The following is a 20596-nucleotide window of genomic DNA, read 5'->3' as shown; positions in this document are numbered from 1 at the left end:
AAATTTAATAAGTAAACAAAATAAAGCGATAGTTTTATTGTTGTGCTTAAAAATATTTGATTCTATTTTACTCTTATTTAAACTCATCTTTTTGAAGTTAAACCACAGAGTAAAATCTGTGGTTTTTTTATTTTATAAATAAATTTTAAGGAGTGGTATGTTTTGTTAAACAAATTATGCATGTATTTAGAAAAACCAGAACTTTATAAGGAAAGTAAAGTTAATTTTTGGGATGATGAATATATCTCAAAACAGTTATTAAAAGCACATTTAGATGTTGATTTTGAAGGAGCAAGTAGAAGTCTAGACTTTATTAATGATTCTGTAGATTGGATAGTTAAAGTTGCATCTCCAGATAAGTATCCAAATTTAATCGATTTAGGATGTGGTCCAGGATTATACTCAGAAAGATTTGCACAGAAAGGTTATAAAGTAACTGGAATTGATTTTTCAAAACGTTCTATTAATTATGCACAAAGTAGAAATGAAAAGAAAAATCTAAATATAACATATTTATTTCAAAGTTATTTAAATATGAATTACAGTGAAGAATTTGATATAGCTACTTTAATTTATTGTGATTATGGAGCTTTATCAACTAAAAACAGAAGTCTATTGATGGAGAATATTTACAAGAGTTTAAAACCTGGAGGAAAGTTGATATTAGATGTATTTACAATAAATAAATACGATGATTTTAAAGAAGTTAAAACATGGGAAATAAATGAAAATGGAGGCTTTTGGAGTAGTGAAAGATATATGTGTATACAAGATAATTGCAAATATAGTGATTACAATACATTAGAACAAACTCTTGTTATAACAGAAGGAAGTGAAAATGTATTTTATATTTGGAATAAATACTTTTCAAAAGAGAGTTTTTTTAGAGAAATTAAAGATATTGGCTTTAAATCTATTGAAATTTTTAATAATGTCAAAGGTGAAGCATATTCTGATGATAGTATGACTATGGGATTGGTTTTACAAAAATAGTAAAAAAATAATGAATATATTTAAATGAATAAAAACTTGAAATCTACAATGATATCACATAAGAAAAGTATATATATTGAAAGATGGACATTTTTATGTTATTTTTAATACATTATAAATTTGATTATATAAAAATAAAAGCAATATTTTTGTTATTATTTTTTATATAAAATTTATTTGAATATATTTTTTTAACAGAATATGATATTAAAATTAATATATAGTTTAGAAGGATGTGGTATTAGTGCTAGAGATTCAAGGAAAATACAATAAAGCAAAAATATTTACAGATAATGTAGATAGTACAACAATAAGTCAAATAATAGAATTATGTAATCAGGAATTTACAACAAAATCTAAGATAAGAATAATGCCAGATTGTCATGCAGGTTCTGGCTGTGTAATAGGTACTGTAATGACAATACAAGATAAAATAGTCCCAAATCTTGTTGGAGTAGATATAGGGTGTGGGGTTATATGTGTAAATCTGGGTAAAGTTGATTTGAATTTGAAACAGATAGATGATTTTATAAGAAAAAAAATACCTCATGGATTTAATATAAATAAATATAGTAAAGCAAACTATAAAAAAGAGATAGAATCATTATATTGTATAAAAGGTATAGGAAAAGCTACAGAGGAATATAATCGAGCTATTGGAAGCCTTGGAGGGGGAAATCATTTTATTGAGTTAAATGAAGATAGTGAAAAAAATAAATATTTAATAATACACTCTGGTAGTAGAAATCTTGGCAATAGGGTAGCAAAATACTACCAAAAAAAAGCTTATGATTACTATGTCAGAATTAGCAATAGCTTTGATGAAGACAGTAAAAGACTTGTTGAGCAGTACAAAAAGGAAAATAGAGAAGAAGAAATTCAGGATGCATTGATAACGCTTAAAGAAGAACATAATTTTACCCCTAAAATACCAAAAGATTTATGCTATTTAGAAGGAAAATTGATGGAAGATTATCTTCATGATATGGATATTATACAAAAATATGCTGAACTAAACAGAAATACAATGGCTAAAAGAATAATTGAAGAATGTATAGGTCTTAAGTTCAATGATTTAGACCATTTTCAAACTATACATAATTATATAGAAATTGAAAACAGAATACTAAGAAAAGGAGCTATAGCATCGTATGAAGGAAGAAAGTTATTGATTCCTATAAATATGAGAGATGGTGTTATCTTGGGAGTAGGAAAAGGAAATTTAGATTGGGTTAATTCTGCACCTCATGGAGCAGGACGTATACTTTCAAGAGGAGAAGCCAAAAGAAGTATAAATATGAAAGATTATGAAGATTCTATGAAAAATGTATTTACAACGAGTGTAAATATTAAAACCATTGATGAAGCACCTCAAGCGTATAAGCCAATTGATGAGATTGTAGAAAATATAAGAGAAACAGTTGACATAATTAATATATTGAAACCAATTTATAATTTTAAGTCAAATTAACAATTTGGAAGATTAAGATAATATAGTAATCTTAATCTATATAAAAAATAAAATTTATAAAAAAGGAGTACAAAAAATAGTACTCCTTTTTTATATGGAGGTTCAGAAATAAGGATTCATTCAATTATGAAAATAAATCCTTGGATATTTCTTAAAGAGAAACTTGACAATTGATAAGTAAAGATATAATATGTATAGTAACTAAACAGTAATGAAACTAAACAAATAGAGGTGAAAGTATGAGAGATTATTCTAAACTAATTACATTGATGGAACGTATTATTCACAAATACAATCAGTGGGAAGATAAAAAGCGAACTTATGGAACAGAGATTCTATTATCAAAATCAGAAATTCATACAATATCAGCTGTTGGTGATAATCCTGGAATAAACATTACATCTCTTGCAGATGTTTTGGGTATTACAAAAGGAGCAGCTTCTCAGATGATTTATAAACTAGTAGATAAAGGAACTGTAGTAAAAAAAGTATCTCCTGATTCTGATACAGAAGTAGTTTTGAGCCTTACAGATGATGGAATGAAAAATTATAAAGCTCATCAAGAATATCATAAGCAAACTAATGATGAATCACTAAAACTGTTAGATGATATGCCAGAGCCTTTTTATGAGTATATGTTGAGTTATTTTTCTGCTTTTGAAGAAAGTATTGATAAAAAATTAGAAGAAAAGTAATAGCTGTGTGTGAAAAAATTGCTATCGTAGAGGGTAGCAATTATTTTTGAAAATATGTTTAGTAACTATACTGTATTGAAACAAAACATTTGAAAGGATGATTGATATGAATGGAAATCAAAAAAGAATCTATCTTTTAGAAAAAGAAGATGTAAGGAAATCACTGTTAAAATTAGGAATGCCTACTATGATGGGGATGATAGTATCAGCATTATATAATATTGTTGATGCTTTCTTTGTAGGTCTTTTGGGGACACTGCAAACTGCTGCAGTATCCTTAGTATATCCATTAACTATGGTTGGTACTGGAATAGGATTGCTTTTTGGAAGTGGTGCAGGTTCTTATATTTCAAGGCTTCTTGGTAAAAAAGAATATGAGGAAGTAAAGGCTTGTAGTAGTATAGCTTTCTTTTCAGGTATATTTTTAATCACTGTTTTGGTTACAATTATGCTATTATTTTTTAATCCTCTTATGAATATTTTAGGGGCAACAGATAGCACACTTTATTATGTAAGAGAATATGGTTTGATATATATTTTGGGGCTTATATTCAATGTTTTAAATATAATGATGAATAATATGATAGTTGCAGAAGGGAGTTCTTCATTTAGTATGACTGCTATGTTGCTTGGTGGATTAACAAACTTCATATTAGACCCAGTTTTAATATTTGGATGTCATATGGGAGTTTCTGGTGCAGCTATTGCAACATTAATTTCACAACTTGTATCTACCTCATTTTATGGATTTTATATTTTAAAAGGGCATACATTTTTGAAAATTTCTTTTAGTTATTTTAAAATCAAGCGTACTATTTACACAGAGATTTTCAAAATCGGTCTACCAGTTTGCTTCTTCCAATTTTTGACTGGTGGGGCAGTGAGTTTAACTAATATTGTTGCTAAACCATTTGGAGAAGCTGCTATTGCAGCTATGGGAATTGTTAACCGCCTTATGTCTTTGGAATCAAATGCTTTATATGGTTTTTTAAAAGGTTATTCTCCTCTGATTGGATATAACTATGGTGCAGGAAAAATAGATAGAGTTGAAAGAGCTACTAAGACAGCAATATATTGGAGTACTGTTGTAAATGTATTGTTTGGAGCTTTGTGCATTTTATTTTCAAAGCAATTTATTTATATATTTAATCAAGAATCAGTTAAAGTATTGGAAATTGGAAGAACTGCTTTAATTGTTGATGCTATTTCATTTATGACATTAGGGATTCAAATTGTCATAGGAAATTACTTTTTAGCAATTGGAAAAGCAAAACAAGGTGGTATGCTAAGTATATGTCGTCAAGGTTTGCTGTTCATTCCATTTTTGTTGATCTTCACAAATTTATGGGGTATGAAAGGTCTTATTGCAACTCAATTGGTAGCAGATGTATGTGCAACAATTATTACTGTCATAATGTGGTTTAAAGAAAAGTCACTACAATTAGTATAGAAGAGATTTATAGAAGAGATTTTATCAGAAAAGAAAATATTATTGAAATATTGATAAAGAAGTATTCTAGTGTTGTATTTCAATAAATACTTGTCGAGAGTAAGATATTGAATTATATAAATTCATAAGAAATAGTAATTTGTTTTGATTATTTAAATATGGGATAATATAATATGAATGTATTCCTAACTTTAAATTAGAAAGAAGGTGTGAATAATTAAATATTATGTAGTTGATTCATTTACAAATAGATTATTTAAAGGAAATCCTGCTGGTGTTTGTGTTCTTGAAAAGAGGTTATCACTAGAATTAATGCAGAAAATAGCAACAGAGAATAATCTTCCAGAAACAGCTTTTGTAGTTAAAAATAATGGAAATTATGACTTACGATGGTTTACACCTAAAGAAGAAATTGATTTATGTGGTCATGCAACTTTAGCTGCAGCTTATGTTATATCCAATTTTATTGATATAGATATTAAGAAAATTTGTTTTTTTACTCAAAGTGGAACTCTTGAAGTTACACGAAATGGGAATCTATATGAAATGATATTTCCAAACAGAGAACCTATTGAAATTGAATTATCAGTACAACAATGTAGTTTACTGGGTTGTACACCAGTGGCTATCTACTCTTCAAGAGATTTAATATTGTTACTAAGTAATGAACAAGAAGTTATAGACTATACACCTAATTATCAAGATTTACGTAAATTAACAGGTTGGCTAGGTGTTATAATTACATCACAAGGAACTGATACAGATTTTGTATCTCGATATTTTTGTCCAGAATTAGACTCAGAAGATTCTGTTACAGGTTCATCTCATTGTAGTCTTATACCATATTGGGCTGAAAAGTTGGGAAAAGATAAAATGATAGCATCACAACTTTCTAATCGTGGTGGCATTATTCAGTGTGAATTATTAAAAGATAATGATGTAAAAATTTCTGGAGAAGCAGCTTTGTTTATGCATGGAGAAATAATGGATAATATTTAAAGTTGTTAATAGCAATAGTAAGGAAGATAAATTTATGTCAACATTGACAAATTAAAATAAAAAAGTTAATATTTAACTGATGAAGATAAAAACACAGTCTGGTTGGTAGTCCAGACGCAGCAATTGCTGTCAGTAACCTGCCTCCTTGGTTGTCCATTCTTTAGAAATAAAGCAAATAAATAGGAGGAACTAGCAATGGATAATGTTAGTGGAAAATTAACAGTCTTATTTGAAGAACCGTTTTGGATAGGTATATTCGAAAGACAAGATGGTAAAAAATATGAGGTGTGTAGGGTAGTTTTTGGAGCAGAACCTAAGGATGTAGAAGTATATGAATTCATACTTGAAAAGTTCTTTTCATTAAATTTTGGAAGTATCAAATTGGATAAAAATGTATCTAAAGACAATATTGGATATAAAAGGATGCAGAGAAAAGTAAAAAAAGAACAGTCTAAAGAAACTATAGGAACTAAAGCGCAAAATGCTCTTAAGCTTCAACATGAAGAAAGAAAACAAGATAAAAAAATACTAGCTAAGTCTAGAAAAGAAGAAGAAAAAGAAAGACTTTTTACTTTGAAACAAGAAAAAAGAAAAGCCAAACATAAAGGTCATTAATTTAATTGGTTAGATTTTTATGAATTGCTAGATAAGAGGTGTATAAAATTAAAAAATTTATACACCTTAAATTATTAATAAAAATAGAATTATTATATTTAAAAATCACTTTAAAGCATATAAAAATAGAATAATAACAATTGTAGTAATATTATAAATGGTATCCCAAGTGTAAATTTAATATGCTTAGTTTTATGTCTAAAAGAATACATTCCAATGATAGAACCGATGCTACCTCCAATTATTGCTATGGCAAGAAGGGTAGTTTCTTTTATTCTCCATTTATTTTTTATTGCTTTTTTCTTATCAATATACATTGAAGATAAACCAATAATATTAATAATTATAAAATATATAGAAATCAAATTTTTCACAATATTACCTCCATAAGACGTATAATAAAAATATATTATACATTATAAAGCAAGAATATTTTTTTTAAAAGCGTAATCTATAATTACTATATATAAAATATTTCATAAGAACTAATATTGTATTAATTGGAAAATTTAAAAAAATTAAACAATTGCTAAAATAGGGGGTATATTTATAAGACATAAAGTGATAAAATTTACTTAGAAAATAATGTAAAATAACAGGAGGACAAGGCAAAATGAAATTCATAGTAGAAAAAGAAGTATTTGATAAATTAGAAAATGTATGTTTTGGTGTAGTAGTTGCAAAAGGAATAGACAATACTAAAGAAATTGAAAGAATAAATAATCTTTTAGATATAAGCATAGACAGAGTAGAAGAGTACTTTAAAGATAAAAAGGTAAAAGAAGCAGAAGAAATTATACCATACAGAGAAGCATTTAGAAGTTTAGGGATGAATCCAAATAAATTTATGAGTTCGATAGAAGCAATGACAACAAGAGTTGCTAAAAATAAAAAGCTTCCACATATAAATCCTATTGTAGACTTAGGAAACTCTATTTCTTTAAAATATCTACTTCCAATGGGTGCACATGATATGGATTTTAGAGATGATGATGTATTTGTTAGATTTTCAAAAAAAGGGGATAAATTCATTCCATTTGGAGAAACTGAAGTTGAGTTGATGGAAGAAGGAGAATTAATTTATTCTGTTGGAGATATGGTAAAAACTAGAAGATGGATATGGAGACAAGGTGAAGAAGGAAAAATTACAAGTAGTTCAAAAAATATATTTTTCCCTATAGATGGTTTTACTAATGCAAATTTAGATCAAGTAATGAGTGCAAGAGAAGAGTTAGCAAAATTATTAAAAGAAATATTTGATTGTGAAATTAAAGTAGGGTTCATAGATAAAGATAACTTAGAAATGGAGATATAAGAAACTGTATCCAATACTTATTTTAAAGTATTATGTCTATAATTACTTAAGGATATTTAAATAAAGAGAGGTCGTAGTAAATTTGAAAAAAACTATAATAAAGAATATAAATCCATTGGTTGAAAGTAAGTTTATGGGACTTTTTGAAATTGAGTATAAAAATAAGCTAGATGAAGATAAGATATGGATGGTAGCATCAAGAAAAAGCAGTGAACAACTAAAAAGTATTTATCTTGAAAATAAAGAAGATAGTGCAGATGCAGTTGCAATAGTAGGTCTTCATAAAAGTAGTAAAAAATTAATTTTAATAAAACAATTTAGAGTACCCATTAATGGATATATATACGAATTGCCAGCAGGTCTTATCGATAAGGGTGAATCTATAGATATTTCTGTTGAAAGAGAACTTAGAGAAGAAACTGGGCTTACTCTTTTAGAAATTCAAAAAAATAAGAGTAATGAGAAAGTATATCTATCTCCTGGTATGAGTGATGAATCGATTGCATTTGTTTACTGTATATGCGATGGTAATATAACTGATGAATTCTTAGAACCAGATGAAGATATTGAAGCTATTTTAGTTTCACAAGATGAAGCAAAAGAAATTTTACAGAGTAATCATAAGATAGATACAAAAGCATTTTTAATTTTACAAATGTTTGTAAGTTTAGGAACTAAATTATTTGAATAATTATACAAAAAAGAGATTGTATTATGTAAGTGAGTAAAGTATAAAAATTTATTTTATTCATATAATGATATAATCTCTTTTTTGTTTTATTTTTTAAGATGTAAAGTAATCAATACAAAAATTTAAGGGTTATTTTTAGGTAATTTTTAGATGTTTTTGTATTGAGAGATAATCTTTTAATACATATTGTATTTTCAAATATAGATATAGTTTAAAAATTCAAAAAAATGGTGGTGAAATATGTCCCAAGGGACATTGGGCAAAATACGTCCCTCCAGCCTCTTTATATTAAAAAGTATATACTAAATAAGGGTTAAAAGAGATAAAAATGATACACTAATTGTCTTTTGACAATAAAAAAACACAGAATTTAATTATTTAATCTAGAAAAAGTATTGAACAAATGAATTATTTAGTGTACAATAATCATGTAAAAACATAGTAATGGAGGGAGACATTTCATAATGAAAATTAAGGTAGGAATGAACGGATTTGGAAGAATAGGAAGAGCTGTGTTGAGAATAGCTCAAGAAGAATTAGGAGATAATATAGAAATTGTAGCCATAAATGCAAGAGCAACAACAGAGTCTTTGGCACATTTATTTACATATGATTCATGTTACGGAACTTTTAGAGGTGAGGTAGAAGCAAAGGATGAAGATACACTAATAGTAAACTCTAAAGAAATAAAAATACTGAGATACAATGACCCGGAAGAATTACCATGGAAAGAGTTAGGGGTTGATATAGTTATAGAATCAACAGGATTATTTACACAAAGAGAAAAGGCAGAAAAACACATTAAAGCAGGTGCAAAAAAAGTAATAATAACAGCTCCAGGAAAAAATGAAGATATAACTATAGTTGTTGGAGTTAATGAAGAACAATATGATAATGAAAAGCATAATATAATCTCAAATGCATCTTGTACTACAAATTGCCTAGCACCATTTGCTAAAGTATTGGACGAAAAATTTGGTATAGTAAAAGGTTTAATGACTACTGTACATTCATATACTAACGATCAAAGAATATTAGATAAGAGCCACAAAGACCTGAGAAGAGCGAGAGCAGCGGCTGAATCTATAATACCTACCACTACAGGAGCAGCAAAAGCTGTGTCAAGAGTATTACCACAATTAGAAGGAAAATTAAATGGTTTTTCACTTAGAGTGCCAACACCAACAGTTTCACTTGTTGATTTAGTATGTGAACTTAAAGAAAACGTTACAGTTGAGCAAGTGAATTCTGTATTAAAAGAAGCTGCTGAAGGAGAATTAAAGGGTGTTTTAGGATACTGTGACAAACCACTTGTTTCTATAGATTATAGAGGCGATTCAAGATCATCTATCATAGATGCTCTGTCCACAATGGTTATAGAGGATAATATGGTCAAAGTAGTTTCATGGTATGACAATGAATGGGGATATTCCTCAAGAACTGTTGATTTAGTAAAATATATAGCTGAAAAATTAAAATAATATATAACTAAAAAAAAATTTTTGAAAAAAATTTATAAAAATAGAAAAAAAGATTATGAAAAATATTGAAGGAAAAAATTTTTCATAATCTTTTTTGATTAATATAAAAGTTATAAGTTACAACTTGTTATTAGATATTAGGTCGTTAGAGGAGGTTATATCTATTTAGTAAGAAATTGTATCATTTTATATATGAAAGATAATATGTCGAAAACTTGCAGAAATCTGAAAAATTTTTATTATTGGAATACTGGTTTTCATTTTATTTATGATAAAAAAATGACAAATAAAGTTGCAAAGAGTAATATTTATAAGTATAATTAAAAAAGAGAAAAGGTTTTGTTAAGCTTTACAACAAAAGAAAAGAAGGGATGATTCAAAATGGAGAAGTTAACAGACAGGAGACAGGTTAAGGCAGTAAGCATGGAGACATTCGTTTTCATAATATTACTAATAGTTGGATTTGGCTATGTTGGTAGTATTATGGGCGCAGGAATGATGTTTAAAGTAATAATGAGTACAGCACATGCTTTACTATTAGAGACAGTTTTCTTAATTATGGCTATGGCAGTTCTTGCAGGCGCATTAAGCGCACTACTTTCAGAGTTTGGAGTAATAGCATTAATTAATAAAATTTTCGCTATATTTATGAAGCCTTTATACGGATTACCTGGTGCTAGTATAGCAGGGGCTATAACAACTTATTTATCAGATAATCCAGCTATTATACCTTTTGCTAAAGATAAAACATTCACACAGTATTTTAAACAATATCAAGTTCCAGCACTATGTAATTTAGGAACAGCTTTTGGTATGGGACTTATCTTAACAACGTTTATGATATCTCAAGGTACAGAATATGTATTGCCAGCATTGATTGGTAACTTAGGTGCAGTAATAGGTAGTGTTGTAAGTGTTAGAATAATGTTGACATTTACTAAGAAGTTCTATAACTATAATCCAGAAGAAGATAAAGCAGCAGGAACATTAGAGAAAAAAGCTGAATTTAGAGAAATAAGAGAAGGAAATGTGTTCCAAAGAGGCCTAGATGCTATTCTTGAAGGTGGTAAGATGGGTGTAGATATGGGAATGGCTATAATCCCTGGTGTCCTAGTAGTATGTACATTAGTTATGCTATTAACTTTTGGACCATCTACAGACCCTGCTACAGGTCAAGAGGTTTATACAGGAGCTGCATATGAAGGAATAAAATTACTTCCAGTTCTTGGGGATAAGCTTGGATTTATATTAGAGCCATTATTTGGATTTACATCACCAGAAGCAATAGCATTCCCTATAACTTCATTAGGAGCTGTTGGAGCAGCAATGTCTTTAGTTCCAGAATTTATAAAATCAGGAGCTATAACTCCTAATGATATAGCAGTATTTACAGCAATGGGTATGTGTTGGAGTGGATATTTAAGTACACATATTGGTATGATGGATGCATTAAATGCTAGACAATTAGCTGGAAAAGCAATTCTTTCTCATACAATAGGTGGTTTATGTGCAGGAGCAGCAGCTCACTTTATATTTATGCTCGTATCATAAATATGATAAATAGAAGTAATTAAAATAAAAATAATATACAAAAAAATGGTTGTCTATATGCAATAAGGAATTGTGTACTGACAACCATTTTTTTTGAATGAAGATATTTTATAATATACGAACATTAAATTGGTATTAGAGTTAAGTTATATTTATGTAAAAAGTAACAAAAATCTGTAGAAATTTATGACAAAATTTAGTACACTAACTATATGTTCTTATTTAAAATTTAAAGGTATTATTAGAAATTACCTAGTAGAGTAAGCTTGATTAATAAAAGAATCATAAAATAAAAATATTAATCATAAAAATTATAAAATAACTTACTTAAAATAAAGCCATAGAACTTACAAAAATTAAAAAAGCATATAAGTATGGAGGGGTACAATGGACGAATTATTTCATATAGGAATTGATGTAGGTTCTACAACAGTAAAGGTTGTGGTACTTAATAATAACAATATAGTTCATAAAGAATATAAAAGACATTATTCTGATGTGAAGAAATCAGTTAAAGAAGTACTAAATGGAATATACGAAAAATTGGGAGATATAAATGCAACCATTATAATAACTGGTTCAGGAGGAATTGGAATCTCAAAAAAACTTGGGGTAAAATTTGTCCAAGAAGTTATATCTAGTACAAAATCAATAGAATATTTCCATCCGGAAACTGATGTTGTTATAGAACTTGGAGGAGAAGATGCAAAAATAACCTATTTAAGTGGAGGAATAGATCAAAGAATGAATGGTATATGTGCAGGTGGCACTGGAGCATTCATAGACCAAATGGCTTCCCTTTTAAAGACAGATGCTAGTGGTTTAAATGAATTAGCTAAAGGCTACAATGTTATTTACCCAATAGCCTCAAGATGTGGTGTTTTTGCTAAAACAGATATTCAACCTCTTATAAATGATGGAGCTAAGCAGACTGATATAGCAATGAGTATTTTTAATGCAGTTGTCGTACAAACAGTAAGTGTTCTTTCTTGTGGAAGAAAAATAGAAGGCAATGTTGCATTTTTAGGTGGACCATTGTATTTTTTATCTGAACTTAGAGAAGCTTTTAAAAGAGTACTAAATTTAAAAGATGAAAATGTAATTTTCCCAGAAGATGCACAGCTTTATATTGCTATTGGAGCAGGATTATTATCAGTAGATGAAGATAGTATAAAACTTAAATCTCTAATAGAAAAACTAGACAATATAAAAAATATTGAAGATGGAGAAGTAAATTTATTAGAACCTTTATTCAAAGATAAAAACGAGTATGAAGAATTTTTAAGAAGACATGAAAAAGAAAAAATAGATTATGTAGATATAAATTCAATTAAGAAAAATTGTTATCTAGGAATTGATGCAGGTTCTACTACTACTAAGGCTGCGCTTATTGATGAAGATGGGAATCTAGTATATTCTTACTATAATAGTAATGAAGGGAATCCACTAAAAACAACAATCAAGGTCATAAATGAAATATATGATATATTACCAAAAGACGTTAAAATCTTAAGTTCAACTGTAACTGGATATGGAGAGGGACTTATTAAAAAAGCATTAAAAATAGATAATGGAGAAATAGAGACTATAGCACATTATAAAGCTGCTAAATTTTTTAATAAAGATGTAGACTTTATACTTGATATTGGTGGTCAAGATATGAAGTGTTTAAAAATAAAAGAGGGTGTAATTGATAATATAATATTAAATGAAGCTTGTTCATCAGGTTGTGGTTCATTTTTAGAGACATTTGCAAGTTCTTTATCTATGACAATCGAAGAATTTGCACATGAAGGTATCTATTCTCAAAGCCCTGTCGATTTAGGTTCAAGATGTACTGTGTTTATGAATTCGAGAGTAAAACAATCTCAAAAAGAAGGGGCAAGTGTTGGAGATATATCAGCAGGCTTATCTTATTCTGTAATAAAGAATGCTTTATTTAAAGTAATAAAAATCAGAGATTTAAATGAGATTGGAAATAATATTGTTGTACAAGGTGGAACATTTTATAATGATTTAGTACTTAGAAGTTTTGAAAGGTTAATTGGCAAAAATGTAATTAGACCTAATATTTCTGGAATTATGGGTGCTTTTGGTTCAGCTCTTATAGCTAGAGAGAAGTATGAAAGTGGATATCAAACATCTTTATTATCTAAAGAAGAATTGAATAGTATAAAATTAGAATCAAGTGTAATTAGATGTAAAGGATGCTCAAATCATTGTCTTCTTACAATAAACAAATTTTCTGATAATGAAATTTTTATTTCAGGAAACAGATGTGAGAAGGGAGAAGCTATTTATGGCGATAAAAAGATAGGTTTAGAAAAGAAAAACCCCATAAATCTATTTAAGTATAAATATGATAGGATTTTTAAATACAAACCATTAGAAAAAGATAAAGCAAAAAAAGGAGAGATAGGAATACCAAGAGTATTAAATATGTATGAAGATTATCCATTTTGGTTTACATTTTTCAATGATATGGGATTTAGAGTTGTACTTTCAGATAGGTCATCAAAACAATTATATGAAACTGGTATAACTAGCATTGCTTCTGAAACAGTGTGTTATCCTGGGAAATTAGTTCATGGTCATATAGAAAATTTAATTTCAAAAGGAATAAAGAATATATTTTATCCTAGTGTAACCAATGAAAATAAAGAAGATTTAAGTGCAGATAATTATTATAATTGTCCCGTTGTAATATCCTATTCTGAAGTAATAAAAAATAATGTGGAAAATATAAGAAACAAAAATATAAATTACATAAATCCATTTATAAGTCTAAATGATAAGGAAAAGTTGAAAAAGAGACTTCATGAGGAATTATCAAGACGTTTTAATGGTATAAATATAACTAAGGAAGAAATTAATCATGCAGTTGATAAAGCGACTGATGAACAAAATTCATTTAAGATGGAGATGCAAGCAGCAGGTGAAAGAGCACTTAAGGAGATAAAAGAGAGAAACTTAAAGGGAATTGTATTATGTGGTAGACCATATCATATAGATCCAGAAATAAATCATGGAATGCCAGAGCTTATAAATTCTTTAGACATGGCAGTACTTACTGAAGATTCTATATGTCACTTAGCAAATATGCAAAGACCACTTAGAGTTGTAGACCAATGGGTCTATCATTCAAGATTATACAAAGCAGCTAGTTTTGTAAGAGATAAAAATTATTTAGAATTGGTTCAACTTAATTCATTTGGGTGTGGTTTGGATGCAGTAACTACAGACCAAGTTCAAGAAATACTTAATGAAAAATCTAAAATATATACTATTATAAAAATTGATGAAGGTAATAATTTGGGAGCTGCAAAGATAAGAATGAGGTCTTTAAAAGCAGCTATGTTTGAGAGAGAAAGTAAAAATATAGATGTAAAAAATATGAAAGTAGATAGAATACAGTATGCAAAGAATAATCAAATAACGAACAAACATACTATATTAGCACCACAAATGTCACCTATACATTTTCAATTCCTTGAAGAAGCTGTAAATCTGAGTGGATATAAGATAGAAATTTTAAAAGATACAGATAGTAGTGTTATTGAGGAAGGTTTGAAGTATGTAAATAATGATGCTTGTTATCCAGCTATAATAGTAGTAGGTCAATTAATAACAGCATTAAAGTCTGGAAAATATGATTTAAATAATACATCTGTTGCAATAACTCAAACTGGTGGCGGTTGTAGAGCTACAAATTATATTGGATTTTTAAGAAAAGCTATGTATGATGCAGGGTTTAAAGATGTTCCAGTTATTGCACTTAGTGTAAATGGAATAGAAGATAGTGGGATAATGGATAATGTATCTCTAAAATTAATCAATAGACTTTTTATGTCTGTTGTATATGGAGATTTATTGATGAAAGTACTCTATAGAGTGAGACCATATGAGAAAGTTATTGGAAGTACAAATACTCTATATGAAAAATGGGTTGATATATGTAAAAAATCTCTAGTCAAAGCTAAAATTTCTGTATTTACTAAAAACATAAAAGAGATAGTAAATGAGTTTGATAACCTAGAGATATTAGATATTAAAAAACCTAAAGTAGGTTTAGTTGGAGAAATATTAGTTAAATTTCATCCAATTGCAAACAATAATCTAGTGAATATATTAGAGCGAGAAGGTGCTGAAGCAGTTGTACCAGACCTTACAAATTTCTTTTTAAGTTGTGCGTTTAATACTATTTATAAACACACTCATTTAGAAGGAAGTAGAAAAAGTAGAATGATAGGAGAAGCCTTTATATACATAACAAGTATATACCAAAGAGTATATAAAAAAGCACTTGATAAAAGTAAAAGATTTTACGCTCCAGGAAATATAAAAACAGTTGCGAAAAATACAGAACCAGTAGTATCATTAGGAAATCAAACTGGAGAAGGATGGCTTTTAACAGGTGAGATGGTTGAATTGTTGAATGAAGGTGTGGAAAATATCATTTGTATGCAACCTTTTGGATGTTTACCTAATCATATAATTGGTAAAGGTTCTATAAAAGAATTAAAAAGATTATATAGGAATGCAAATATAATTCCTATTGATTATGACCCTTCTGCAAGCGAGGTGAATCAGCTTAACAGGATAAAACTTATGCTTTCTAAAGCTTTTAAAAATATAGAAGATTAATGTTTCACATATTGAAAATTTATAGCTATCTAAATAAATTTCTATTGTATAACAATTATAAAAAGAGTTACTCTATTTTTTAGGGTAACTCTTTATTACTTGAAAAATTATATGTATACTAATATAAAAGGGGGGACGTTATATGAATTTAGTATATGATGTTTATGAGTCTAAAATAGGAAATTTGTACATATTGAGTGAAGATGGTTTTGTAGTTAGTTTAGATATAGGAGATGAAAAATTTAATAATTTAAAAGAAGAATATATTAAAAAAGGAATAGATATAAAAAGAAGTGAAGAAGATTTAAAAGAGGCAATAAATCAGATAGATGATTATTTTAATGGAAAAAGAAAAACATTTGATTTGAAAATACGTGTTGATGGTACTGAATTTCAAAAGTCTGTCTATGAAGAAATGTTAAAAATACCTTATGGAAAAACACTCTCATACTCAGAAATAGCAAAAAATATAAATAATCCAAAGTCTGTTAGAGCAATTGGACAAGCAAGTAAAAGCAACAAAATTCCAATAATAATACCTTGTCACAGAGTTGTTGGTAAAAATAATATTGGTGGATATATGGGGAATCATTCTGACTTAAAAAAAATACTATTAGATTTAGAAGAAAATAGTTAAATTGGTTAAAAGTGATTTTTTTGTTAATATTTGATATAATTATGTTAGAAGAGATTTTTAATTTACATTGATAAGGGGGAGTTTTAATGTGCAATAAAGTTATAGCATCAAAATACCATGAAAAAGGGTTTAATTGTGCAGAGTCAGTTATAAAAGCATATAATGAAGAGTTTAATACAGATATACCAGTTTGTTTAGGTAGTGGATTAGGTTCAGGTTGTGGAGTTGCTAGTTTATGTGGTGCAGTAAATGCCTCAAATATAATAATTGGATATGTAAGAGGTAGAAACCATGAGGGTGAAAGTACTAAAGCTAAAGCATATGCTAAAGATTTGACAACAACAGTAAGAAATGAGTATGGTTCAGAGTTATGTATAGACTTAAAGAAAGATTTAGTTGCTTGTAGAGAGATAATGGATTTTGCATATGATACTTTAAAAGAAACTTTAAAAAAGGAACTATAATAAATATAAGTTATATAATATATTTATTAAGTCTATTTATTATATAACTTATTAGTTACAAATAAAACGCAATGAACTTTAAAAGAATATTAGATTTTTATATTATGAAGACGCTCAGAAAGGAGCGTCTTTTTGCTAGTATAATTTAGAAAAAAATTATATTACTTATTAACAGAATTTAAATGACAATTGAGTATTAACATGCATTGATGTAAATCAGCTTGATTAACAGATAATATTTATATAGGTATCGCAATTATTTCTATTTATTTTTTGTTATGTTATACTCAGCTTAAATAAATATTTGTTACAAAGGAGATGAAAATATTGGAAAATATTGATTTACTTATTAAAGAATTATGTTCAAAAAATCATACTGAAGCATATAAAACTTTTTTATTTCTAGAAAATGAAAGTAAAAAATCAAACATTACATACTGTTTTTTTGATTATTTTCTAGAAATGATTAATAATGAAAGTTCATATATTCGTACAAGAGGATTGTTGTTAATAGTTGCAAATGCTAAGTGGGATACTGATAATAAAATTGAAATGAATATAGATAGTATACTAAGTCACATTGTGGATAAAAAGCCTTCTGTATCGAGAAATTTTATTCAGTCATTACCTAATATCATAAAGTATAAGAAACAACTTATTCATCGTATAAGAGCGGAATTAAGTAATGCAGATATAAATATTTATAATGATAATATGAAGTCATTAGTAGAAAAGGACATAAGAAATACATTATCTAACCTTGAGTAATGATATATTATCCAAATTTTACGGGTTGCCATCATTATTAGTGATTAATTTTTTTTGACAATAGCAAGAAATGTGAAAATAGCTAAGACAGAATTAGGTACAATCATACTAGAAGGTTACTAATTTTTACAGATAAGCCAATTATGGAAATTTCACTATTTGCTGGATATGAAACACAACAATCATTTACAATTGGATTTAAGGCTATGTTTAAATGTAGCCCACAATCATTTAGAAAAAAAGGAGATTTTCATCCTGTACAATTAAAGTTTACTGTTGATGGAAAAGAAACTTTGAGAGGTGATAGAATAATGGAAGTTAAAATGGTTGAAAATGACAAAATTCTTTTAGTAGGCTATAAAGGAAATACACGACTAGGTTTTTCTGTTATAGGTGAATGTGCAAAATATAGTTTTTACCTTTAAAGCAAAGAGAGAAGATAGCTTACAACCTGTTGTAGATTATGCTTATAAAGAATGGTTACCTCAGTCAACATGCCAGTTAAATGAAAATGCTAAATATGATTTTGCGAGATATGGAGAATTAGTTGATAAGGATGGTAAAAGTTTGATTGAATTTTGGGTTCCAATTTTATGAGTGCCATAATATTTTGAATATATATACTAAATAAAAGTAGTAAAAATCGTTGTAATGAGTAAAAGCTTTATATGTTAAAAGAGAATATACATAATCTAATGGTAGTTTTGAAATAACAAATTAAAGCTACCATTTTTATTTTGAAAAATCATTTAATGAAATAGATTTAGTTTATTAAATATATTATTTATAAGATTATAATAATATGTTGTTAAAGAAAATATTTAATAAATTAAATGTTTTCTTTGACAATGTACATATATGAATGATAATATCTAAATGAATAAAAGCTATGGTAATAAAATGATTTCTTAAAATCTATTTTAGGTATTATTAATAAATAAAAAATTATAAAATACATAATGTCTCTAACAAACGATGATACTAGAATGATACTGTTTTTATAAGAAATTATAAAATACATAATTAATAAAAATAATATATTGAATTATATAATAGATTGGGTTTTACTAAATAAAAAAGAAATGAAATCCCCATGTTATTATACAAAAGCAAAGGTGGGAATAAAAATGAAAGAAATTGATGATTCTATAACATCAGAATATTTAAGCTATGGTATCAATGAAGATATTAGTATCTATGAAGGTAGATTTTGTATATATTTAGATAAGAAATATAGATGTAATGGAAAAATTTATTATAAAATGACACCTCCAATATCCATAAGTTTTAAAGCAGATATAGGTTGCATTGAAGATATAGAAAATGAAGATGAGAACTTAGTTTTGGACTATGATAATGCTATTCTTGAAGTCTATGGTTATAAGATTATTTCTATAACAATAAACACTCTAAGTGATTTTGTGATAGAAGGATATATCAATGATGATTGTATAAAATCTAAAAACTCTTATGTTGAACATGTAGATTTTAATATAATAAACTTAGATAAAATACCTGGAAAACTTATAAAATACAATGATAAGGTATATGCAGGTAGAATTGAATTTGATATAAATGATTATGTTGTTACTATAGATAAACGGTATGATTATAGAAAAGAATTGAAGTCAGATTTAAAGTCTAAATCTGGTGCAATAATAACTCATATAGGTAGGATTAGAAGAAAAGATGGTAGAATTTTTAGAACTAATAATACAATAAATCTTTTAGATAGAATAGCAACAGCCTTGAGTTTTATGTGTGGCAGATATGTTGGATTTTGTTTGGCAAAAGGATATAGAAATGGTAATGAAGTTTATAGAATTTGGAATGAAAATCAAATAACACCTTTTAGATATGTACCAACATGGTCAGATACGCTGTCGAATTATCATAATATAGAAAAATATATAAGTCTCATGTGCAAAAAATTAGAAGATTTTTATTATGGTTCTGCGATAAAGAGTGTCGTTGATTGGTATATAGAGTCTCTTGGAAGTGTGACTATGGAAAATAATATAATATCTGTACAGATTGCACTTGAAACTTTGTCATATGTAGTGCTGGTAGAGCAAAATAAGGTGCTTACAGATGAAACTTTTGACCATAATTTGGCATCTAAAAATATCAGACTTCTACTTGATATATGTAAGATACCATATGGTAAATATGAGTTAGACATATTTGATAGCATGATAAAAAAGAAGTTTGATGATGGAATAGATTTAGTTATTTATTTAAGAAATAGTATAGTTCATCCAAGTAGAAAAGCTCATAGAGCTACACTAGAAGTTGAAGACATTTGGAATATCATTTCAATAGGAACAAGATATATTGAGCTTGTTTTGCTTTTTATTTTGGGATATAAAGGAGAGTATTCTAATAGATTGGTAGAACGATGCTATGGTGAGGTAGAAGTTGTACCTTGGAATTAGATTTTTATATTTATTTTAAAATATATATTGACAGATATTGCCTTATGATATAAAATCAATATCATAAATAAGAATTCAAAACAACATTAAATGCGATGAAAAGAAATAGTAAAAGTAGGTAATCTTAAACAGAGAGTTTCCGATTGGTGAGAGGAGCAATAGATTTTACTTTGAACACATCTTTGAGCAGGACTCTGAAAGAGTAAAAATACTTTACTAGGAGTTTCCCGGTATCCTTGCATCCGTTATAGTGCTAGAGTATAATTTTTATTGTACTTAAAGAGGTTAGTGTCGTGAGGCATTAATGAACAGAGGTGGAACCACGAGATTTAACTCCCGTCCTCTAGCAATAGCTAGAGACGGGAGTTTTTTAATATAATTTTTTAA

At 27.6% G+C, this 20596-nt stretch carries 18 protein-coding genes and 1 other annotated feature; of the genes, 17 read left to right on the top strand and 1 reads right to left on the bottom strand.

All coding sequences use genetic code 11. From position 1 onward, the window contains the following. The first annotated feature begins 162 nt into the window (after window positions 1-162). The 6 genes from IC214_RS08080 to IC214_RS08055 all read left to right on the top strand — a co-directional run bounded on the left by IC214_RS08080 (window position 163) and on the right by IC214_RS08055 (window position 6223). Window positions 163-993, top strand: coding sequence for a class I SAM-dependent methyltransferase (locus IC214_RS08080; RefSeq protein ID WP_227483151.1), 831 nt, complete (start codon window positions 163-165; stop codon window positions 991-993). A 244-nt stretch (window positions 994-1237) separates the two neighbouring features. Continuing rightward, on the top strand, window positions 1238-2464 hold the full coding sequence (locus tag IC214_RS08075) for an RtcB family protein (RefSeq protein ID WP_227483150.1): 1227 nt from the start codon (window positions 1238-1240) through the stop codon (window positions 2462-2464). A gap of 239 nt (window positions 2465-2703) precedes the next feature. Beyond that, the gene (locus IC214_RS08070) at window positions 2704-3159 is read left to right on the top strand and encodes a MarR family winged helix-turn-helix transcriptional regulator (RefSeq protein ID WP_227435888.1); all 456 of its coding nucleotides are present in this window, start codon (window positions 2704-2706) and stop codon (window positions 3157-3159) included. Window positions 3160-3265: 106 nt separating this feature from the next. Beyond that, a complete protein-coding gene (locus IC214_RS08065; protein WP_227866450.1) occupies window positions 3266-4609 on the top strand; it encodes an MATE family efflux transporter in 1344 nt (447 codons plus the stop codon). Between the two features lie 213 nt (window positions 4610-4822). Further along, window positions 4823-5608, top strand: coding sequence for a PhzF family phenazine biosynthesis protein (locus IC214_RS08060; RefSeq protein WP_413926656.1), 786 nt, complete (start codon window positions 4823-4825; stop codon window positions 5606-5608). Window positions 5609-5803: 195 nt separating this feature from the next. Beyond that, complete coding sequence (locus IC214_RS08055) at window positions 5804-6223, top strand: YjdF family protein (RefSeq protein WP_227483147.1); 420 nt, start codon at window positions 5804-5806, stop codon at window positions 6221-6223. A 110-nt stretch (window positions 6224-6333) separates the two neighbouring features. On the opposite strand, the gene IC214_RS08050 is transcribed toward IC214_RS08055, so the two are convergent. Further along, window positions 6334-6597 carry a DUF1294 domain-containing protein gene (locus IC214_RS08050; RefSeq protein ID WP_255604585.1) on the bottom strand — a complete coding sequence of 88 codons (264 nt, stop codon included), beginning with the start codon at window positions 6595-6597 and terminating at the stop codon, window positions 6334-6336. A 239-nt stretch (window positions 6598-6836) separates the two neighbouring features. Here IC214_RS08050 and IC214_RS08045 point away from each other — a divergent pair, with 239 nt between their 5' ends. The 11 genes from IC214_RS08045 (at window position 6837) to IC214_RS07995 (ending at window position 20209) form a co-directional block, all read left to right on the top strand. Continuing rightward, on the top strand, window positions 6837-7538 hold the full coding sequence (locus IC214_RS08045; protein ID WP_227435897.1) for a B3/4 domain-containing protein: 702 nt from the start codon (window positions 6837-6839) through the stop codon (window positions 7536-7538). An 82-nt stretch (window positions 7539-7620) separates the two neighbouring features. Further along, complete coding sequence (locus IC214_RS08040; RefSeq protein WP_227483146.1) at window positions 7621-8229, top strand: NUDIX hydrolase; 609 nt, start codon at window positions 7621-7623, stop codon at window positions 8227-8229. Between the two features lie 464 nt (window positions 8230-8693). After that, window positions 8694-9710: a type I glyceraldehyde-3-phosphate dehydrogenase gene (gene gap / locus IC214_RS08035; RefSeq protein ID WP_227435901.1), complete on the top strand. Its 1017-nt coding sequence runs from the start codon at window positions 8694-8696 to the stop codon at window positions 9708-9710. Between the two features lie 381 nt (window positions 9711-10091). Then, window positions 10092-11261 (top strand): hypothetical protein, encoded by a 1170-nt coding sequence (locus IC214_RS08030; protein WP_227483144.1) that lies wholly within the window; start codon window positions 10092-10094, stop codon window positions 11259-11261. A gap of 387 nt (window positions 11262-11648) precedes the next feature. Further along, entirely contained in the window at window positions 11649-15905 is a 4257-nt protein-coding gene (locus IC214_RS08025) for a 2-hydroxyacyl-CoA dehydratase (RefSeq protein WP_227866449.1), read from the top strand. Window positions 15906-16047: 142 nt separating this feature from the next. Continuing rightward, the gene (locus tag IC214_RS08020; RefSeq protein WP_227435913.1) at window positions 16048-16542 is read left to right on the top strand and encodes a methylated-DNA--[protein]-cysteine S-methyltransferase; all 495 of its coding nucleotides are present in this window, start codon (window positions 16048-16050) and stop codon (window positions 16540-16542) included. A gap of 86 nt (window positions 16543-16628) precedes the next feature. Beyond that, window positions 16629-17006 (top strand): C-GCAxxG-C-C family (seleno)protein, encoded by a 378-nt coding sequence (locus IC214_RS08015; RefSeq protein ID WP_227435923.1) that lies wholly within the window; start codon window positions 16629-16631, stop codon window positions 17004-17006. A 327-nt stretch (window positions 17007-17333) separates the two neighbouring features. Further along, the gene (locus tag IC214_RS08010; RefSeq protein WP_227435925.1) at window positions 17334-17774 is read left to right on the top strand and encodes a SufBD protein; all 441 of its coding nucleotides are present in this window, start codon (window positions 17334-17336) and stop codon (window positions 17772-17774) included. Between the two features lie 92 nt (window positions 17775-17866). Next, complete coding sequence (locus IC214_RS08005) at window positions 17867-18199, top strand: helix-turn-helix domain-containing protein (RefSeq protein WP_227824259.1); 333 nt, start codon at window positions 17867-17869, stop codon at window positions 18197-18199. Beyond that, on the top strand, window positions 18174-18371 hold the full coding sequence (locus tag IC214_RS08000) for a GyrI-like domain-containing protein (RefSeq protein ID WP_227435928.1): 198 nt from the start codon (window positions 18174-18176) through the stop codon (window positions 18369-18371). The genes IC214_RS08005 and IC214_RS08000 overlap by 26 nt, the downstream gene beginning before the upstream one ends. Window positions 18372-18901: 530 nt before the next feature. Beyond that, window positions 18902-20209, top strand: coding sequence for a hypothetical protein (locus IC214_RS07995; protein ID WP_227483140.1), 1308 nt, complete (start codon window positions 18902-18904; stop codon window positions 20207-20209). Window positions 20210-20295: 86 nt separating this feature from the next. Further along, window positions 20296-20556, top strand: a binding site (T-box leader). Window positions 20557-20596 lie beyond the last annotated feature (40 nt).

The sequence above is a fragment of the Clostridioides sp. ES-S-0190-01 genome (assembly GCF_020658275.1).
GTDB lineage: Bacteria > Bacillota > Clostridia > Peptostreptococcales > Peptostreptococcaceae > Clostridioides.
The sequence above is the reverse complement of the archived record's forward strand: the minus strand, read 5'-3'. Positions and strand labels throughout refer to the sequence as shown.

Coding starts and splice junctions, on each gene's coding strand:
- IC214_RS08070 (WP_227435888.1), top strand. CDS start 2,704: ATGAGAGATTATTCTAAACTAATTACATTGATGGAACGTATTATTCAC.
- IC214_RS08065 (WP_227866450.1), top strand. CDS start 3,266: ATGAATGGAAATCAAAAAAGAATCTATCTTTTAGAAAAAGAAGATGTA.
- IC214_RS08055 (WP_227483147.1), top strand. CDS start 5,804: ATGGATAATGTTAGTGGAAAATTAACAGTCTTATTTGAAGAACCGTTT.
- IC214_RS08045 (WP_227435897.1), top strand. CDS start 6,837: ATGAAATTCATAGTAGAAAAAGAAGTATTTGATAAATTAGAAAATGTA.
- gap (WP_227435901.1), top strand. CDS start 8,694: ATGAAAATTAAGGTAGGAATGAACGGATTTGGAAGAATAGGAAGAGCT.
- IC214_RS08030 (WP_227483144.1), top strand. CDS start 10,092: ATGGAGAAGTTAACAGACAGGAGACAGGTTAAGGCAGTAAGCATGGAG.
- IC214_RS08025 (WP_227866449.1), top strand. CDS start 11,649: ATGGACGAATTATTTCATATAGGAATTGATGTAGGTTCTACAACAGTA.
- IC214_RS08020 (WP_227435913.1), top strand. CDS start 16,048: ATGAATTTAGTATATGATGTTTATGAGTCTAAAATAGGAAATTTGTAC.
- IC214_RS08015 (WP_227435923.1), top strand. CDS start 16,629: ATGTGCAATAAAGTTATAGCATCAAAATACCATGAAAAAGGGTTTAAT.
- IC214_RS07995 (WP_227483140.1), top strand. CDS start 18,902: ATGAAAGAAATTGATGATTCTATAACATCAGAATATTTAAGCTATGGT.